At 58.4% G+C, this 13,975-nt stretch carries 13 protein-coding genes; 6 read left to right on the top strand and 7 right to left on the bottom strand.

Annotation, left to right across the window (positions count from 1 at the left end):
• Nucleotides 1-21: 21 nt before the first annotated feature.
• The 5 genes from ACYVAC_RS09745 to asnS form a co-directional block, all read right to left on the bottom strand.
• Nucleotides 22-795, bottom strand: coding sequence for an SDR family NAD(P)-dependent oxidoreductase (locus ACYVAC_RS09745; RefSeq protein ID WP_461097440.1), 774 nt, complete (start codon nt 793-795; stop codon nt 22-24).
• 83 nt (nt 796-878) lie between these two features.
• Nucleotides 879-1,694 carry a phytanoyl-CoA dioxygenase family protein gene (locus tag ACYVAC_RS09740; RefSeq protein ID WP_461097439.1) on the bottom strand — a complete coding sequence of 272 codons (816 nt, stop codon included), beginning with the start codon at nt 1,692-1,694 and terminating at the stop codon, nt 879-881.
• Nucleotides 1,695-2,003: 309 nt separating this feature from the next.
• Nucleotides 2,004-2,672, bottom strand: a complete 669-nt coding sequence (locus ACYVAC_RS09735) for a phosphatase PAP2-related protein (protein WP_461097438.1) — start codon at nt 2,670-2,672, stop codon at nt 2,004-2,006.
• 95 nt (nt 2,673-2,767) lie between these two features.
• Entirely contained in the window at nt 2,768-3,853 is a 1,086-nt protein-coding gene (locus tag ACYVAC_RS09730) for a complex I subunit 1/NuoH family protein (RefSeq protein WP_461097437.1), read from the bottom strand.
• Between the two features lie 151 nt (nt 3,854-4,004).
• Nucleotides 4,005-5,474, bottom strand: coding sequence for an asparagine--tRNA ligase (gene asnS / locus ACYVAC_RS09725; RefSeq protein WP_461097436.1), 1,470 nt, complete (start codon nt 5,472-5,474; stop codon nt 4,005-4,007).
• Between the two features lie 315 nt (nt 5,475-5,789).
• Between asnS and ACYVAC_RS09720 the strand changes: the two genes are divergently transcribed.
• From ACYVAC_RS09720 to gloA2, 3 genes are all read left to right on the top strand, one after another.
• On the top strand, nt 5,790-6,296 hold the full coding sequence (locus ACYVAC_RS09720; RefSeq protein ID WP_461097435.1) for a SixA phosphatase family protein: 507 nt from the start codon (nt 5,790-5,792) through the stop codon (nt 6,294-6,296).
• Nucleotides 6,297-6,364: 68 nt separating this feature from the next.
• A complete protein-coding gene (locus tag ACYVAC_RS09715) occupies nt 6,365-6,568 on the top strand; it encodes a hypothetical protein (protein ID WP_461097434.1) in 204 nt (67 codons plus the stop codon).
• A gap of 2 nt (nt 6,569-6,570) precedes the next feature.
• Complete coding sequence (gloA2, locus tag ACYVAC_RS09710) at nt 6,571-6,963, top strand: SMU1112c/YaeR family gloxylase I-like metalloprotein (protein ID WP_461097433.1); 393 nt, start codon at nt 6,571-6,573, stop codon at nt 6,961-6,963.
• Between the two features lie 3 nt (nt 6,964-6,966).
• Here the strand turns inward: gloA2 and ACYVAC_RS09705 are convergent, their stop codons facing one another.
• A complete protein-coding gene (locus tag ACYVAC_RS09705; RefSeq protein ID WP_461097432.1) occupies nt 6,967-8,160 on the bottom strand; it encodes an aminotransferase class V-fold PLP-dependent enzyme in 1,194 nt (397 codons plus the stop codon).
• Between the two features lie 2 nt (nt 8,161-8,162).
• The gene (locus tag ACYVAC_RS09700; RefSeq protein WP_461097431.1) at nt 8,163-9,830 is read right to left on the bottom strand and encodes an Ig-like domain-containing domain; all 1,668 of its coding nucleotides are present in this window, start codon (nt 9,828-9,830) and stop codon (nt 8,163-8,165) included.
• A 215-nt stretch (nt 9,831-10,045) separates the two neighbouring features.
• Here ACYVAC_RS09700 and ACYVAC_RS09695 point away from each other — a divergent pair, with 215 nt between their 5' ends.
• From ACYVAC_RS09695 to ACYVAC_RS09685, 3 genes are all read left to right on the top strand, one after another.
• Entirely contained in the window at nt 10,046-11,554 is a 1,509-nt protein-coding gene (locus tag ACYVAC_RS09695) for a hypothetical protein (RefSeq protein ID WP_461097430.1), read from the top strand.
• A gap of 71 nt (nt 11,555-11,625) precedes the next feature.
• Nucleotides 11,626-12,069, top strand: a complete 444-nt coding sequence (locus ACYVAC_RS09690; protein ID WP_461097429.1) for a hypothetical protein — start codon at nt 11,626-11,628, stop codon at nt 12,067-12,069.
• Between the two features lie 302 nt (nt 12,070-12,371).
• Nucleotides 12,372-13,862, top strand: a complete 1,491-nt coding sequence (locus tag ACYVAC_RS09685) for a hypothetical protein (RefSeq protein ID WP_461097428.1) — start codon at nt 12,372-12,374, stop codon at nt 13,860-13,862.
• The last annotated feature ends 113 nt before the right edge of the window (nt 13,863-13,975 follow it).

The raw sequence follows: 13,975 nt of genomic DNA, 5'->3' as shown, positions 1-13,975 counted from the left end.
GGGAGTACAGGGGCCGGCGGCTTATTCGTAGATGCTGCCCGCCGTCGATTCGACCAGACTTTTGGGCAGCAGCCAGGCCATGAATTTGCCCGCTTTGTTGAGCAGTCCCGTTACCACTTCGGCCTGCCCTGCCAGGGTAGCGTCGACGGCCTGTCGGGCCACCTCGGCCGGGGTCATGTTTACTTTTTCGGCGGCTTTACGGCCTTTTTCGCCAATCTGCGCCCGATCCACAAAGTTGGTGTCGGTGGCACCGGGGCACACGCAGGTAACCGTTACGGGCGACTTTTTCAGCTCCAGCCGCAGGCCCCGGCTAAACTGTAGCACGAATGACTTCGAGGCCGCATACAGACTTAGGCGCGGAATGGCCTGGTAGGCCGCCGAACTGCCAATGTTGAGGATGTAGGCGCGGGGCTGCTGTTTGAGTTCGGGTAGAAACAGGTACGTCAGCTCGACCAGGGTCGTCATATTGACCTGCATCATGGCGAGGTGCTCGCTTAGTTGATGCCCCTCGAATGGGCCGCTGAGGCCATACCCGGCATTGTTGGCCAGCAGCTGAACGGTGTAGCGGTGTTGCCGGCACCAGTCGACCACGCGCTGGGCTGCCCCGGCCTCGGCCAGATCGATCGCCAGCGTATCGGTTTTGACACCGTAAGTACTGGCCAGCCGACTGGCTTCCTGCCTGAGCAGATCGGCCGAGCGGGCCACCAGCAGCAGATCGAACTTGCGCCGGGCCAGTTCGTCGGCCATGGCGAGGCCGATGCCTTTGCTGGCACCGGTGATGAGGGCGTAGGGCATAAATAGTTTTCGGTTTTCGGTATACAGTGTATGGTTTACTGGAAACCGGTATACTGTATACTGAAAACCGAACGACAACTTTGTTAGATATTAACCTTCGAGATAAACCGGTGGTAGAACGGCGTTTTGCTGTGCTCGTTCTTCGGCATGTATTTGCCCGTAACCACCGGCACATACATAACCCGACGGCGGCTGGCTTCGCCTACGTGTGGCGACTGCTGGGCGCGGTGCCACAGCCGGCCATCGTGTACCGACAGATCGCCGGCGTTGATGTCGAAGCCAATTTCGTTTTTATCGGGATCGTTGTCCACAAAATACTTTTTGCGGAACAGCATTTTCAGGATGCCCTGCTTGTGCGTACCGGGAATCACGCGCAGCCCGCCGTTTTCGTAGGGCGTCGGGTTGAGGTGAATACCCACGTTGAGCATCGGCATGATGCGCTGACCCAGGAAAATATCGCGGGGGCTGTCGGTATGCCAGCCCATCTGCGAGAATTTGCTGTTGGGCGTCCGAACGTAGTGGTTTAGAATCAGCCCATCTTTCTCGATTTCGGCGATGCGGCCTTCGTAGGGCTGCAGCAGGTCGACAACGGCCTGCAGGCGGGGGTCCTGCAAAAATTCGTGCAGGGCTTTGCTGTGCTGCGACAGGAAGCACATCCGCTGAATCATGGGGTTACCCTGCTCGTCCTGCCCGAATTTGAGGGGTACGCCATTGACTTTATCGCGGCCTTCAGCCAGCCATTCTTTCTCAATGCGCTCTACCTCGCTGATAAAAAGCTGTACCGTTTCGGGGTGGATGAAGTTACGAAAAACGATAACGCCGTGTTTATTGAAGAATTGGCGTTGTTCTGGGGTAATGGTGTCGCCCAGCGTAAAGGGCGGCAGGTCTATTTTGCTCATATCGGTGGTTTACAATTCGGGGTCTCCGCGTTCGATGCCAACCGGTGCCTTGCACGGAGTCGCGTACAGGGCCGTAATGGTTTCAGAAAGTCCCAAATCTACAAAATTTACAATTTTAGGGTGCTGTTACGCAAATATAATTAATCCCACTTTAACCATCCCAGCCGCCTTTACACGTTACCGAAGCCGATAAGTAGCCTGCTTTTTGGTTCATTTTCAGGTGGTTATTGATTCCGACGTGTCGGTCTGCCGTTTGTGTAATAGTTGAAATAGATTAATTCCACTTCCACTTTTTTTACTACTGGCCACTCAATCCGGGCTGGTATCGATCTGGTTCCAGCCGCTCAGCGCCAGTCGTTTCCCTATCCAGTATAGCGGATAAGTAAAGATGAAGGCACCCAGCACATCAATCGTGTAATGCACATGCTGCACCAGCAGTAAGCTGCCCACCAGCACCGAGCCGATGAGGGCAAGCAGCCGGTCGGTTGGTCGGCGCAGACACAGAAACATCAGGAAAATGGTGGAGGTGTGGCCCGAATAGAACAGATCTTTGGTAATATACGTCTTGCCGTAAAAGGCATTGCTGATGGGGTCGATGAGCGGAATGAGCCCCTCGGGTGGGTTCAGCGGCAGCAGGTTGATGCTCAGCATTCGCGAGAGGCTGACAATGATGTAGCCGTAGGTAAACAGCATAAACACCGCCGGACTGCGCCGGGCCCGCAGCACCAGCAGCCCGGCGGTGGCCCAGATGATTAGAAAAATGGCGATCGATACGTCGTGGGGCGGGAGCCGGTTCAGTACGGGGTCGTTGAGTACCGGCCCCGAGTGGCGCTCGATGGTCTGAAAAAAAACCGGAAAGGTCATCAGGAGGGCCATCGTGCCCACCAGTGCCAGAATGAATTTCCAGCGGAAAACCGGCGATTGCCAGGCAACGCGCCAGGCCAGCTCGCCCGTCGGATCAGGAGAAAGAATGCCCATGTACTAGTTAAAAAGGCCGCAAAGATACGGACTAGTCCGATAATGGCCTTCGTTGCTATCCTATCTTTCATCAACCCGCGCCAGGAGGCTAAGGTTCAGATCATCAGCAGCCGCCAGATGCCCGACAGCAGCAGCAGTAGCAGGCTGGCGGGGGTGAGTACCTTCCAGCACAGAAACATCATCTGATCGACCCGCACGCGGGGAAATGTCCAGCGTACCCACATCTGCAGTAAAACCGCAAAAAACACTTTGCTCAGCAGCCAGAAAGCGCCCGTTACGTTGCCCCAGATGGTGCCGGGAGCGCCACTCGTCCAGTCGGCCAGGTGCACGGGGCCGATGTTGGGCAGGGGGGTGTTCCAGCTGCCCAGAAACAGCACCGCGCCCAGAAACGAAACCAGCAGCATCATGGCGTACTCCGACAGGTAGAGCAGAGCGAACCGCATACCGGAATACTCGGTGTGGAACCCGCCGATAATTTCCGATTCGCCCTCGGGCAGATCGAAGGGGGCGCGGTTGCTTTCGGCCAGCGTACAGATAAAGAAAATAACGTAGGCGACCAGCAGAAACGGATTGCGCACGATGTTCCAGCTGAAGATACCGCCCCAGCTGGTCACGTCGATACCCAGACTTTTAAGGCCGAAGAGGTAGTTGGTGCCGGTGGTGTAAATGCCCTGCTGCCCGCTGATGTCCTGGAGGTTGAGCGTCTGACAGATCATGACCACGCACAGGATGGTCAGGCCCAGCGGAATTTCGTAGGAGATGATCTGCGCCACCGAGCGCATGGCCCCAAACAAGGAATACTTGTTGTTGGAGCCCCAGCCCGCCATCAGAATACCGACCACGTCGAACGATACAATGGCCATCAGATAGAATACCCCCACGGCGGCACCGGAGCCATGCAGGTCGGGGGTAAGTGGCATCACGGCGAAACCCGCAAATACCGAGGCAAAAATCACCGCCGGCGCCAGCAGAAACAAGCGCCGGTCGGCCGCCGTGGGCACGATGTCTTCTTTCTGCAGCAGCTTCAGCAGGTCGGCGAAGAGCTGCAGCAGCCCCCACTTGCCCGTTTCCATCGGTCCCAGCCGGTCCTGCATGAACGCCGACACTTTCCGTTCGGTATAGACACCGACCACGACAAAGCCAGACGAGAGAGCCAGGAAAATGGGAAGGGCGAGGAACATAGGTAGTTTTCAGTTTTCAGCTTACAGTATTCGGTATTCCAGTTTTCAGTCTTTAGCTCGCGGGTAGGGTTTCGTCACGCCCGGGTGTCAGCAAAGCCGTCAAGCCAATCGCTGTAAACCGCAAACTGAATACCGTAAACCGTATACTGACTCAGAATTCTGCCTGCTTAGGGGCGCGGGGGAAGGGGATAACGTCGCGGATGTTGCTCATGCCGGTTACGAACAGCACCAGCCGCTCGAAGCCCAGCCCAAAGCCGGCGTGCGGGGCCGACCCGAACCGGCGGGTGTCGAGGTACCACCACAGGGCGTCGGGCTCGATACCGACTTCTTCCATCCGGGCCACCAGTTTATCGTAGTTGTCTTCGCGCTGCGAGCCGCCAATGATTTCGCCGATACCCGGAAACAGCACGTCCATGGCGCGTACCGTCGGGCCAAATACGTCACCGCGTTCGTTGGTCGCGGGTTCGTCGTCCTGCTTCATGTAGAACGCCTTGATGGCCCGCGGGTAGTTGGTCAGGATCACCGGTTTCTTGAAATGCTTTTCTACCAGGTAGCGCTCGTGCTCCGACTGCAGGTCGACACCCCAGCTCACCTCGTACTGGAACTGCCCTTTTTTGGCCGGTTTGGAGTTGCGCAGAATCTCGATGGCGTCGGTATAAGTCAGCCGCACAAAATCGTTGCTGATCACGAACTGCAGTTTTTCGAGCAGACTCAGTTCGCTCTGTTCTTCTTTCTTTTTTGTTTTTTCTTCTTCCTTCAGCCGGCCGTCGAGGAAAGCCAGATCGTCGGCGCAGTGCTGCAGCGCGTACCGGATCACGGTTTTCACGAAGTCTTCGGCCAGGGCCATGTTATCTTCGAGTTCAAAGAACGCCATTTCGGGCTCGATCATCCAGAACTCGGCCAGGTGGCGGGTGGTGTTGGAGTTTTCGGCGCGGAACGTGGGCCCAAAGGTGTAGATCTTACCCAGTGCCATGGCGCCCAGTTCGCCCTCCAGCTGACCCGATACGGTCAGGTTGGTTTCGCGGCCAAAGAAATCCTGGCTGTAGTCGACCTTACCGTCCTCCGTAAGCGGGGGGGTGGTCGCGTCGAGGGTCGTTACCCGAAACATCTCGCCCGCCCCTTCGGCGTCGGAGGCCGTAATGATGGGCGTGTTGAGGTAGTAAAAGCCGTTGTCGTTGAAGTATTTATGGACCGCAAAGGCCAGCGCGTGCCGCACCCGCAGCACAGCGCTGAAGGTGTTGGTACGGGGGCGCAGGTGCGCAATCTCGCGCAGAAACTCGAGTGAGTGCCGCTTGGGCTGCAGCGGGTATTTGTCGGGGTCGGCGGGGCCATACACGAGCACCTCGCTGATCTTGACCTCCACGGCCTGCCCGGCGCCCTGCGACTCCACGAGTTGCCCCGTCACCGACAGGCAGGCGCCGGTGGTAATGGTCCGGAGCTGCTCGTCGGGCAGCTGACCCGCTTCGGCCACCACCTGAATCGTGTTGATCGTCGACCCATCGTTGAGGGCGATAAACACGGCATTTTTACTTTCACGTTTGGTGCGCACCCAGCCTTTAACGGTCACGATAGACCCGACGGGGGCAGTTTTTAACAGCTGCTGTATCGACAAATAACTCATAAACAAAGACGACCGGATTGTATTCGGGTGCGCAAAAATAGGCATTGTCGGGCGAACGGCCCACGCCGGGGCGAAGTTGACGTTCGGTTCAACAAAAAGAACGATTCCTGCGTATATGGCTAAAGGTGTATCCATTAAACAAAGCCACCGGGTTTGTGGGGGCGCTTTGCCTGAATTGTTGAACAAACCCGGGCCCGCGAACCCGGAAAAAAGCAGGCTGCCGGGATTTCAGTCGTCAAGACGGGCACAAATCAGCTCGCATCGGTTTTTAGTACCCGCCCCGTCGGCGTAGCTTTGTGCAACATCCCTTACACTATGTCGCTAGTTCTGTATATCGTTCGCCACGCCAAAGCCGAAGACCGGTCGGTATTTGGCAGCGACCACGACCGGGAACTCATTCCGGAAGGCATTATGGCCGCAGCCCGCGTGGGCCGGTTTCTGCACACGAAAAGTATCAGGCCCGAGGTGCTCATCAGCAGCACGGCCCACCGCGCCCGCGACACGGCCAAAGTGATGGCCGAGCAGTTGGGTATCGATCCGGCCACGATTCAGCTCGATGCGCAGTTATTCGACGGGGGGCCAAAAGCCTACCTGGCGGCTGTCAATGCCCTGCCCGATTCGGCGCATTCGGCCATGCTGGTGGGGCATAACCCCGATGTATCGTATTTTGCCGAGTTTCTGACCCACCAGTCGGTAGGATCGATGCGGAAAGGCGCCGTGGTGGCCGTCACGTTCGAGGGGCTGCGCTGGGCCGAGGTGTCGGGTCGCACGGGATCCGTGTCGCTGACTACCACGCCGGGCGAACTACCCAAAGAAGCCTGACGTTTTACGGTTTTCGAGAGCCTCCCGTCGCAGATGGGCAGGCCGTACATCGTCAAACAACCCTGTTTATGAATCGGAACCGACGCATTTTCATCGTCGTCTTTATCGTGTTTACAACGATCGTGGCCCTGCTGGCGATCGACATGGGACGCCGGACCACAGCCCCATGGAACAAGCGCCGGGAAGCCGAACGGGCGTTTCAGCGGAACACCGCCAAAACCGACGGTACGGCCGTCGATACGCTCGGGGTCGATTCACTGTTAGCCCCCTGACTATGCTGCAGGCTATCCATCATATTGCCATTATCTGCACCGACTACGCCCGGTCGAAGCGGTTTTATACCGACGTGCTGGGCCTGACGATTGTGCAGGAAACGTACCGCGCCGAGCGGCAGTCGTATAAGCTCGATCTGGCCGTCAACGGGCTGTATCAGATCGAACTGTTTTCGTTTCCGGATCCGCCTGCCCGCCCCTCGCGTCCCGAAGCGGCCGGGCTGCGGCACCTGGCTTTTGCCGTTACCGACCTCGATGCGGCCATTGCCCGGCTCCGCGCCCAGGGTGTCGACACCGAACCCGTGCGGATAGACGAGCTGACCGGTCGGCGCTTCACGTTCTTCGCCGATCCCGACGGGCTGCCCCTCGAACTATACGCTATCGATGCTGCGTAGTGTCTAGGCCAGTACGCGCTCCAGCACGGTAACCAGCGCCTGCGCATCGGCGGGGGTGTTGTAGAGGTGGGGCGCAACGCGCAGCACGCGCGCCCGGGCCGATACCGACACCTTCTGTTGCTGCAGCGCCTGGGCCACGGCCATTGGGTCGGCGTGGGCGGGCAACCACAACCCGACCAGGTGGTGGCTGCGCCCCTGCGCGCCCGCTACGGGTTCGATCTGGCAACCCAGGGCTTCCAGGGCGGGCCAGACGGGCTGCATCAGGGCTTCGGTGTACTGCTGAATGCGGGCTGGTTGCCAGTCGAGCAGTTGGGTGAGGGCGGCTTCGAGCATGGGCATCTGCGTGAAATGCGTTTGCTCGCCCATGTTGTAGCGGTAGGCTTTGGGCCGGTAGGCCGGCTGGTAATCCATCAGCCGGTGAAACTGATTGCTGTCGAGCCGGTTCATCCAGCTTTCTTCCAGCGGCACCCCCTCGTCGAAGGCCGGGCCGAAGCAGACCAGCCCAAGCGAATAGGGGCCCATCAGCCACTTGTAGCCGGCGCAGATCAGCGCGTCGGGCCGGATGCGCGCCCAGTCGAATGGCAGCGCACCGATGGCCTGCGTTCCGTCGATGGCGAGCCAGGCGCCCACAGCCCGCGCCCGGTCGCTGATAGCGGCCAGATCGAAGCGGGTGCCGTACATCCAGTGTACGGGGGGCGCCACCACCAGGGCCGTATCGGGGCCAATGGCGTCGAGTACCTGCTCGTTCCAGCGCGGCCCCATGGGCAGCTTGTCGGGCATCCCGATGGTTTTGATCGTCAGCCCCAGTTCGGCGGCAACCCGATCCCAGGCATACACATCGCTTGGGAATTCGCTCCCCACCAGCACGATCTGCTGCCCCGCCCGGATACCGGGTTTGCGGGGCAGGTTGCGCGCTACGATGGCCATCCCATACGACACCGACGGAATAACGGCAACGCGTTCGGGATCGTCGAGGTTGATGAGCTGCGCAAACAACTGCCGCACCGCCGTGGCGCCCTCGAAAAAATCGTCGGGGCGGAGGCCAAAGGGGTTAGCGTGGCGCGTCAGGGCGTCGTGTCCCGCCTGTTCCACAGCCTTGCTGTAGGGCGATCGCGTGGCACAGTTGAGGTAATGAACCCCCGCTGGCAGGCGAAACTGATCCTGCTGGCAGGCAATCGGGGGCGGGGTGTCGGGCATGATCAGAGGTCGATGTCGGTGAGTTCGAAGTTTTGCTTGAGCCGGATCAGGCCCCCTTCTTCGGTGCCGGGGTAATAGATAATGGCTTCGGGCTGAATCCCTTTCTGCACATTGCCCACGTCGCGCCGGCGGTTGCCGTTGCTGTCGATGATGAGCCGGACCCGGTACTTACCCGGCCGCAACCGGGCAAAACTGTAAGTGGGTGTGCCATAGGCCGAACGCACAACCTTGTAGGTTTCGTCGAGCAGTTCGACAATGAACCTACTGTCGGGGCGATTTACCCGGCCGGCAATCAGTCCGTAACTGTCGTCGGGTGCAATGGTATAGCGAGCCAGATACCGGGCCAGCGTGTCGCCCTGCACACTGATAAACGAGCCTTTGGGCAGCAGCAGAAACAGCGAGTCGGTAAGTTTGGTGGCGCGCTGAATGCGCAGAGTCGAGAAATTGTTGCTCCAGCTTACCTCCGCCGGTTTCAGGGCCGCCGATTGGGTGGTATCGGCGCCGAGGCCGATCTGGTCGAGGCTGTACCGCAGAATGGGCTTGTTGAACGTAAGCGTAAAGTCGAGGATGTTGTCGATGGGCGCACTGGTGGTGGGCAGCACCTGCACGTTGAGCGGCTTGCGGTCGCGGACGCGCGATTTGAGGGGCGAGAAATAAACCCGTTCGCGCAGGTCGGTGCTGTTGCCCACCGAATCCTGGGCGGTAATGGTGACGTTGATGGTATCGCCGGCCGCGCGGTTGGCGGGTCTGAAAATCCGGATCAGTTTGGGCGTTTCGAGAAACGAAATCAGCGAATCGCCGGTGGTCGTGGTGGCCGATCCGGCAGCCGTGGCGGTACCGGCACCGGGGCGGGTAGTGCGCAGGGTGTAACCCGCAATGCCGCTGCTCAGCTCGAGGCCGAGGGTCTCGTCGGTGCGCTCGCGCCGGCTGACGCGGGGTTTGCCGTAGCCCCGAAAGGCCACCAAGTCGATATCCGAATACACCCGGTCGAGGGTCAGCACACTGTCGCGGAAGGCCACGCGTTCGCCGGGGGTGTTGTTGACCAGGTTCAGATCTTTATCGTCGAAGCCATACACTTTGTAACGCCCGGCCTTCACGTTCTCGATCCGGAACAGGCCGGTGCTGTCGGTCCGGTCGAAATACTGCGGCCGTTTGCGGTTGATGGGGAGCGTATCGGTGGGGGCGAACAGACCTACTACAAAACCCAGGATGGGCTGGCGCGTTTCGTCGTCGATGACCCGGCCGGTGAGGTAGAGCGAGTCAATGCTGTTGCCAGTACTGAACACCACCTTGGCATCCTTGGCAATGTTGTTTTCGGTGATGTCTTTGATGCCGTCGGCAAAATCGATGGTGTATGTCGTGTTGGGCAGAAACGGTTTGGCGAAGGTCAGGCGCACCCCCGTCGGCAGGGCTTTTACGAGATAGGTGTTGCTGTCCTGGGGGGTAATGGTGATTTTTTGCTGGATATTCTCCGTCCGGATGTACTCGTCGAATTCGAGTTCAACGATTTTGCCGCTGTAGTTGAGCTGCCGCAGTTTCGGCACACTGCTGACGAGGGTAGGCGCGAGGGTGTCTTTTTTTCCGCCGGGAGGCTGCGCTACCTGCGCGCAGTTTTGGAGGAGAAGGGGCAGGGCCAACAGAAACAGAAAAACGAAAAAACGAACAGACATACAGTCGGTAGATGGGCAAAAGACGGTCACAAAGGTAAACGCCCGTTTATCGTTTACCGGTACCGGCTGACATAAAATGGGGCGCGCCTTCGTTACGTTTACGAGAAATTTAAGAAAAATTAAGTAGGCCGGTCTGCAAACAGCGCGATAGCCGGGGTGGTTTGATAGCTTTGTTTGTTGCCTGTCCGTTGCCGACTTTCTGTGTCCCCACATTCATGACCTGCACCCGTTCCTACCTGTCGGCCGCCCTGCTGGCTGCCGGCGCCCTGCTGAGCAGTTGCTCCAGCCCGCCCGATGAACTCGATTCCCGCATCAGCGACGCCCTCAGCGACAACACCATCGACGTGGCCGAAGCCGACGCCCTGCGTGTGTATGTCGGGCAGGAAACCGAGGCCCTGAGCAAAAACAAGAAGACCGCTGTGCTGCTCACCCCCGACGGAAAGCTGAACGAGTCGGCGTTTGCGGCTTACATCCAGCGCAACCGCGTCTACCGCAAGCTGGCCAAAGAAGGCAAAACCCCCACGCTGTCGCTCGGGGGCGCCGTGGTGGCGGGCAAGCCCCTCCGGCTGAATCTATACCTCGAAGCCAGTGGCAGCATGTTTCCCTACGACGCGCCGGGTGGCAACGGTACGTTTAAACGCGCCCTCAACGAGGTGCTGACCGAGTTCGACGGGGTGAGCGCCGGCCAGAGCCAGCTGTTTGTGGTCAACACCGAGGTGAACCCGCTGGGTTTGTCGCTGTCGCAGTTTTTCCGGCAGGGCAACATTTTCAGCGTGGCCAAAACAAAGGGCAAGACCAGCAGCACCGACTTCGAAACCATTTTCCGGACCATCCTGAGCGAAACTGCGGGCGACAACATCAGCGTGCTGGCGTCGGACCTGATTTATTCGGACCCATCGCTGGCGGGCATGAGCGCCCAGAAAACGCTCGACGCGGCCAGCTCACTGCTGACCACGGTGTTCAACCCCTTTGCCGCCACGCATTCGATGCTGGTGCTGAAGCTGAACGCCGATTTCGACGGGACGTATTACAGCTGGAATAACGCCAAACACCCTTACAAAGGCGACCGGCCGTTTTACCTCTGTTTGATCGGGCGTAACGAAGCCATGAACCGGCTCTATACCGACCCGGCCTACGCGCAGATCCGGCGGTTCGAGCAGTTGCCGGGCTATGCTGATTCGTGGTTCTTCAGCAAGACAACGGGCGCTGCAACGCCGGCCTACACGGTGCTGGTAAACGATCCGGCGCGTAAGGGACGCTTCAAGCGCGCGGCCGAAGAAGTCAGAGCCCGCGCCAGCGTGGTACACGCCATCGAAGACGTACAGCCCGACGTGACGAACAAGAGCCTGACCATTCCGGTGGCGGTCGATCTGTCGGCGCTACACCTGCCCACGTCGGTGCTGACCGACCCAACCCAGTACGTAGTCGACGGGAAAGACCGGTTCCGGGTAACCGCCGTGGAGCCATACAGTGGCCGGGGCGGCATGACCCACAAGCTGCTGCTGACCAGCACCCAGCCGGCCCGGGGCAACCGCCCGGCGATGATTACACTGCGCCGGCAGTTTCCGCCCCGCTGGATCGCCAGTACCACCACCGACAACGATACCCGCCCCGACGCCGGCTCCACTTTTGGCCTGCAAAACCTGCTGCAGGGCGTCGACCGGGCTTACAATCCAAACAACCAGTCCACCTATTTCGCACTCACGATTAATTTGAATGAGTGAACGCGTGAACGAATAAAAGCACTTTTTCAGGCTACCGCTCTTTCACCTATTCACTCTTTCGCTCTTTACCCATGGAAGAATCACTGTACAACTTTTACAACCTGTTTGTCAACAGCAACCTGCTCGAAGATTTGTATCAGGAGCTGCTGCTGTCGCCCCTGACGCTGTCGGCGGTGGGCATTGCGTTTGTCGTTGCGTTCGCATTCTACATCTGGCCGCTGAACAAGGTCAGTTTCAGCAGCATGGGGCATTACCTGCTCATGCTGGGCATCAGCGCCCTCACGATGTTCGTGATTACGCTGGTGACCTGCTATCAGAAAGCCGGTCAGGAAATTCTGCGCGATGAGGCCGACCCCAATCAGGGTACGCTGTTCGATCAGGGCGTCAGCGTGTTTCTGAGCTATTCGTTCGAGATGGCGCTGCTCACAGCCCTGATTTTCTTCGTGATCTCACTGGTTATGAAGAACTTCAGCAAAAATGCTAAACACCGGCCCATGCTCTGGCCGTCGAAATAAGCGGGCGTGGCGTGGTTTGGCGTTTTCAGTGTACAGTTTTCAGTTTACTGGCTACCACATTCACTATACAGTTTTCGGTGTACTGTCTACCGCACGCTGAAACACCGGTTATTGGCAAGCGGGGCCCCGGGTGATCCGAAACTGTAAACAGAAAACAGCTCACTCCACCGCGAAGCTATAGGCACGCGGGGGCTAATAGCCTGAAAGCCGTAACCTGAAAACAGAAGCCCTGAAAGCAGAAGCCCTGTAAACCGTAAACTGAATACTCAATACTGAACACCAGTTTACCGACTCTTGAAACTATGGCTAAACTATTTGTCTTTGCGATTGGCGGCACCGGCTCGCGGGTACTGAAGGCCCTGACTATGCTGCTGGCGTCGGGCGTAAAACTCAACAATACCGAAGCGGTGATCCCGATTGTGCTGGATCCGCATGCTACCAACGACGACCTGCTGCGTACCAAGGAACTGCTTCGGGAGTATGGCAACGTGCGGGCCGGGATGCAGAACAAACCGACACAGGGTTTTTTCAGCACCGACATCAAAACACTCAACCGGTCTATTGGGGGGAACGCCACCATTGCCGATACCTACGTATTCGAACTGCAGGGCGTTCAGCACGAGCGCTTCCGCGACTACATCAACTACGACGGGCTCGAAGGGCCCGCCAAAGCGATGGCGAGTCTGCTGTTTTCGGAAGAGAACCTCGAAACCAAGATGGACATTGGCTTCGTAGGGCACCCCAACATCGGGAGCGTGGTACTGAACCAGTTTCGCTACGCCGACGTGTTTCAGGCGTTTGCCGAAAACTTCGGGGCCAACGACCGCATCTTTATCGTCAGCTCGATTTTTGGCGGCACCGGCGCGGCCGGCTTTCCTATCCTGCTCAAAAATATCCGGGGGGCACAGGCTATCGGCCAGATTCCAAACCCCGCTTTTCTGCGCGACGCCAAAATCGGAGCCGTTACGGTAATGCCGTATTTCAGTCTGACCACCAACGACGACAAGGTGATCGATCCGGCGTCGTTTATGGCCAAAACCAAAGCCGCCCTCAACTACTACCAGAAGGGTGTGAACCCGGCCGTCAACGCCCTGTATTACATCGGCGACGACCAGACCAAAGCGTACACCTACGACCCCGGCTCGCACGGGCAGAAAAACGACGCTCACTTTGTGGAGTTGGCCTCGGCGCTGGCCATCGTCGACTTCATGAATATGGACGACGCGAGCCTGTCGGTATCGAACGGGCGTCCCAACAGCCCGATCTACAAGGAGTTTGGCGTAGAGCAGGACGGCACCACCTTCCAGCTCGGCAACCTGGCCCCGGCCACGCGGGAGCAGATCAGTCTGCCCCTGTCGAAAATGGCCCTGTTCAGTACCTACCTGAGCCAGCGGCTGAAAGCGGCTGCGGGTAATGTGCAATGGGCCAAAGCCAATCCCACCATCTCGACCAATTTTCTGAACTCGGGCTTTTTCAACAGCCTGAAAAATTTCGATACGGGGTTCCGGCAGTGGCTGGCCGAGATGGGCGATAACCGCCGGGCCTTTGCGCCCTTCCTGCTCGACGCGGGAAACCTGGGCCATACCGTGCGCGGCTTCGAACCCAAAAAGCGGGGCATTTTCGGTGGCGAATCCGACGTGAAACTCGATATCGTCGACGACTTCGATCAGACCCTCAACAAAACGGCCGAAGGCAAATCCTACAGCAGCGAAGCCGACAAATTCGTACAGCTTTTCTCGGAAGGAACCGAAACCTTCGTCCGCGAAAAACTCCCTAAAGTACTGGATTATTAAATCGGTTTACGGTGTACTGTTTTCGGTTTTCAGGCGGCAATAGCTAGCCTGAGTATATGCCTGAAAACAGTATACCGCAGACTGAAAACTGTATACTGAACACAGTACACTGC

The organism is Spirosoma luteolum (genome assembly GCF_054778875.1).
This window is presented reverse-complemented; position numbering and strand designations above follow the sequence as displayed.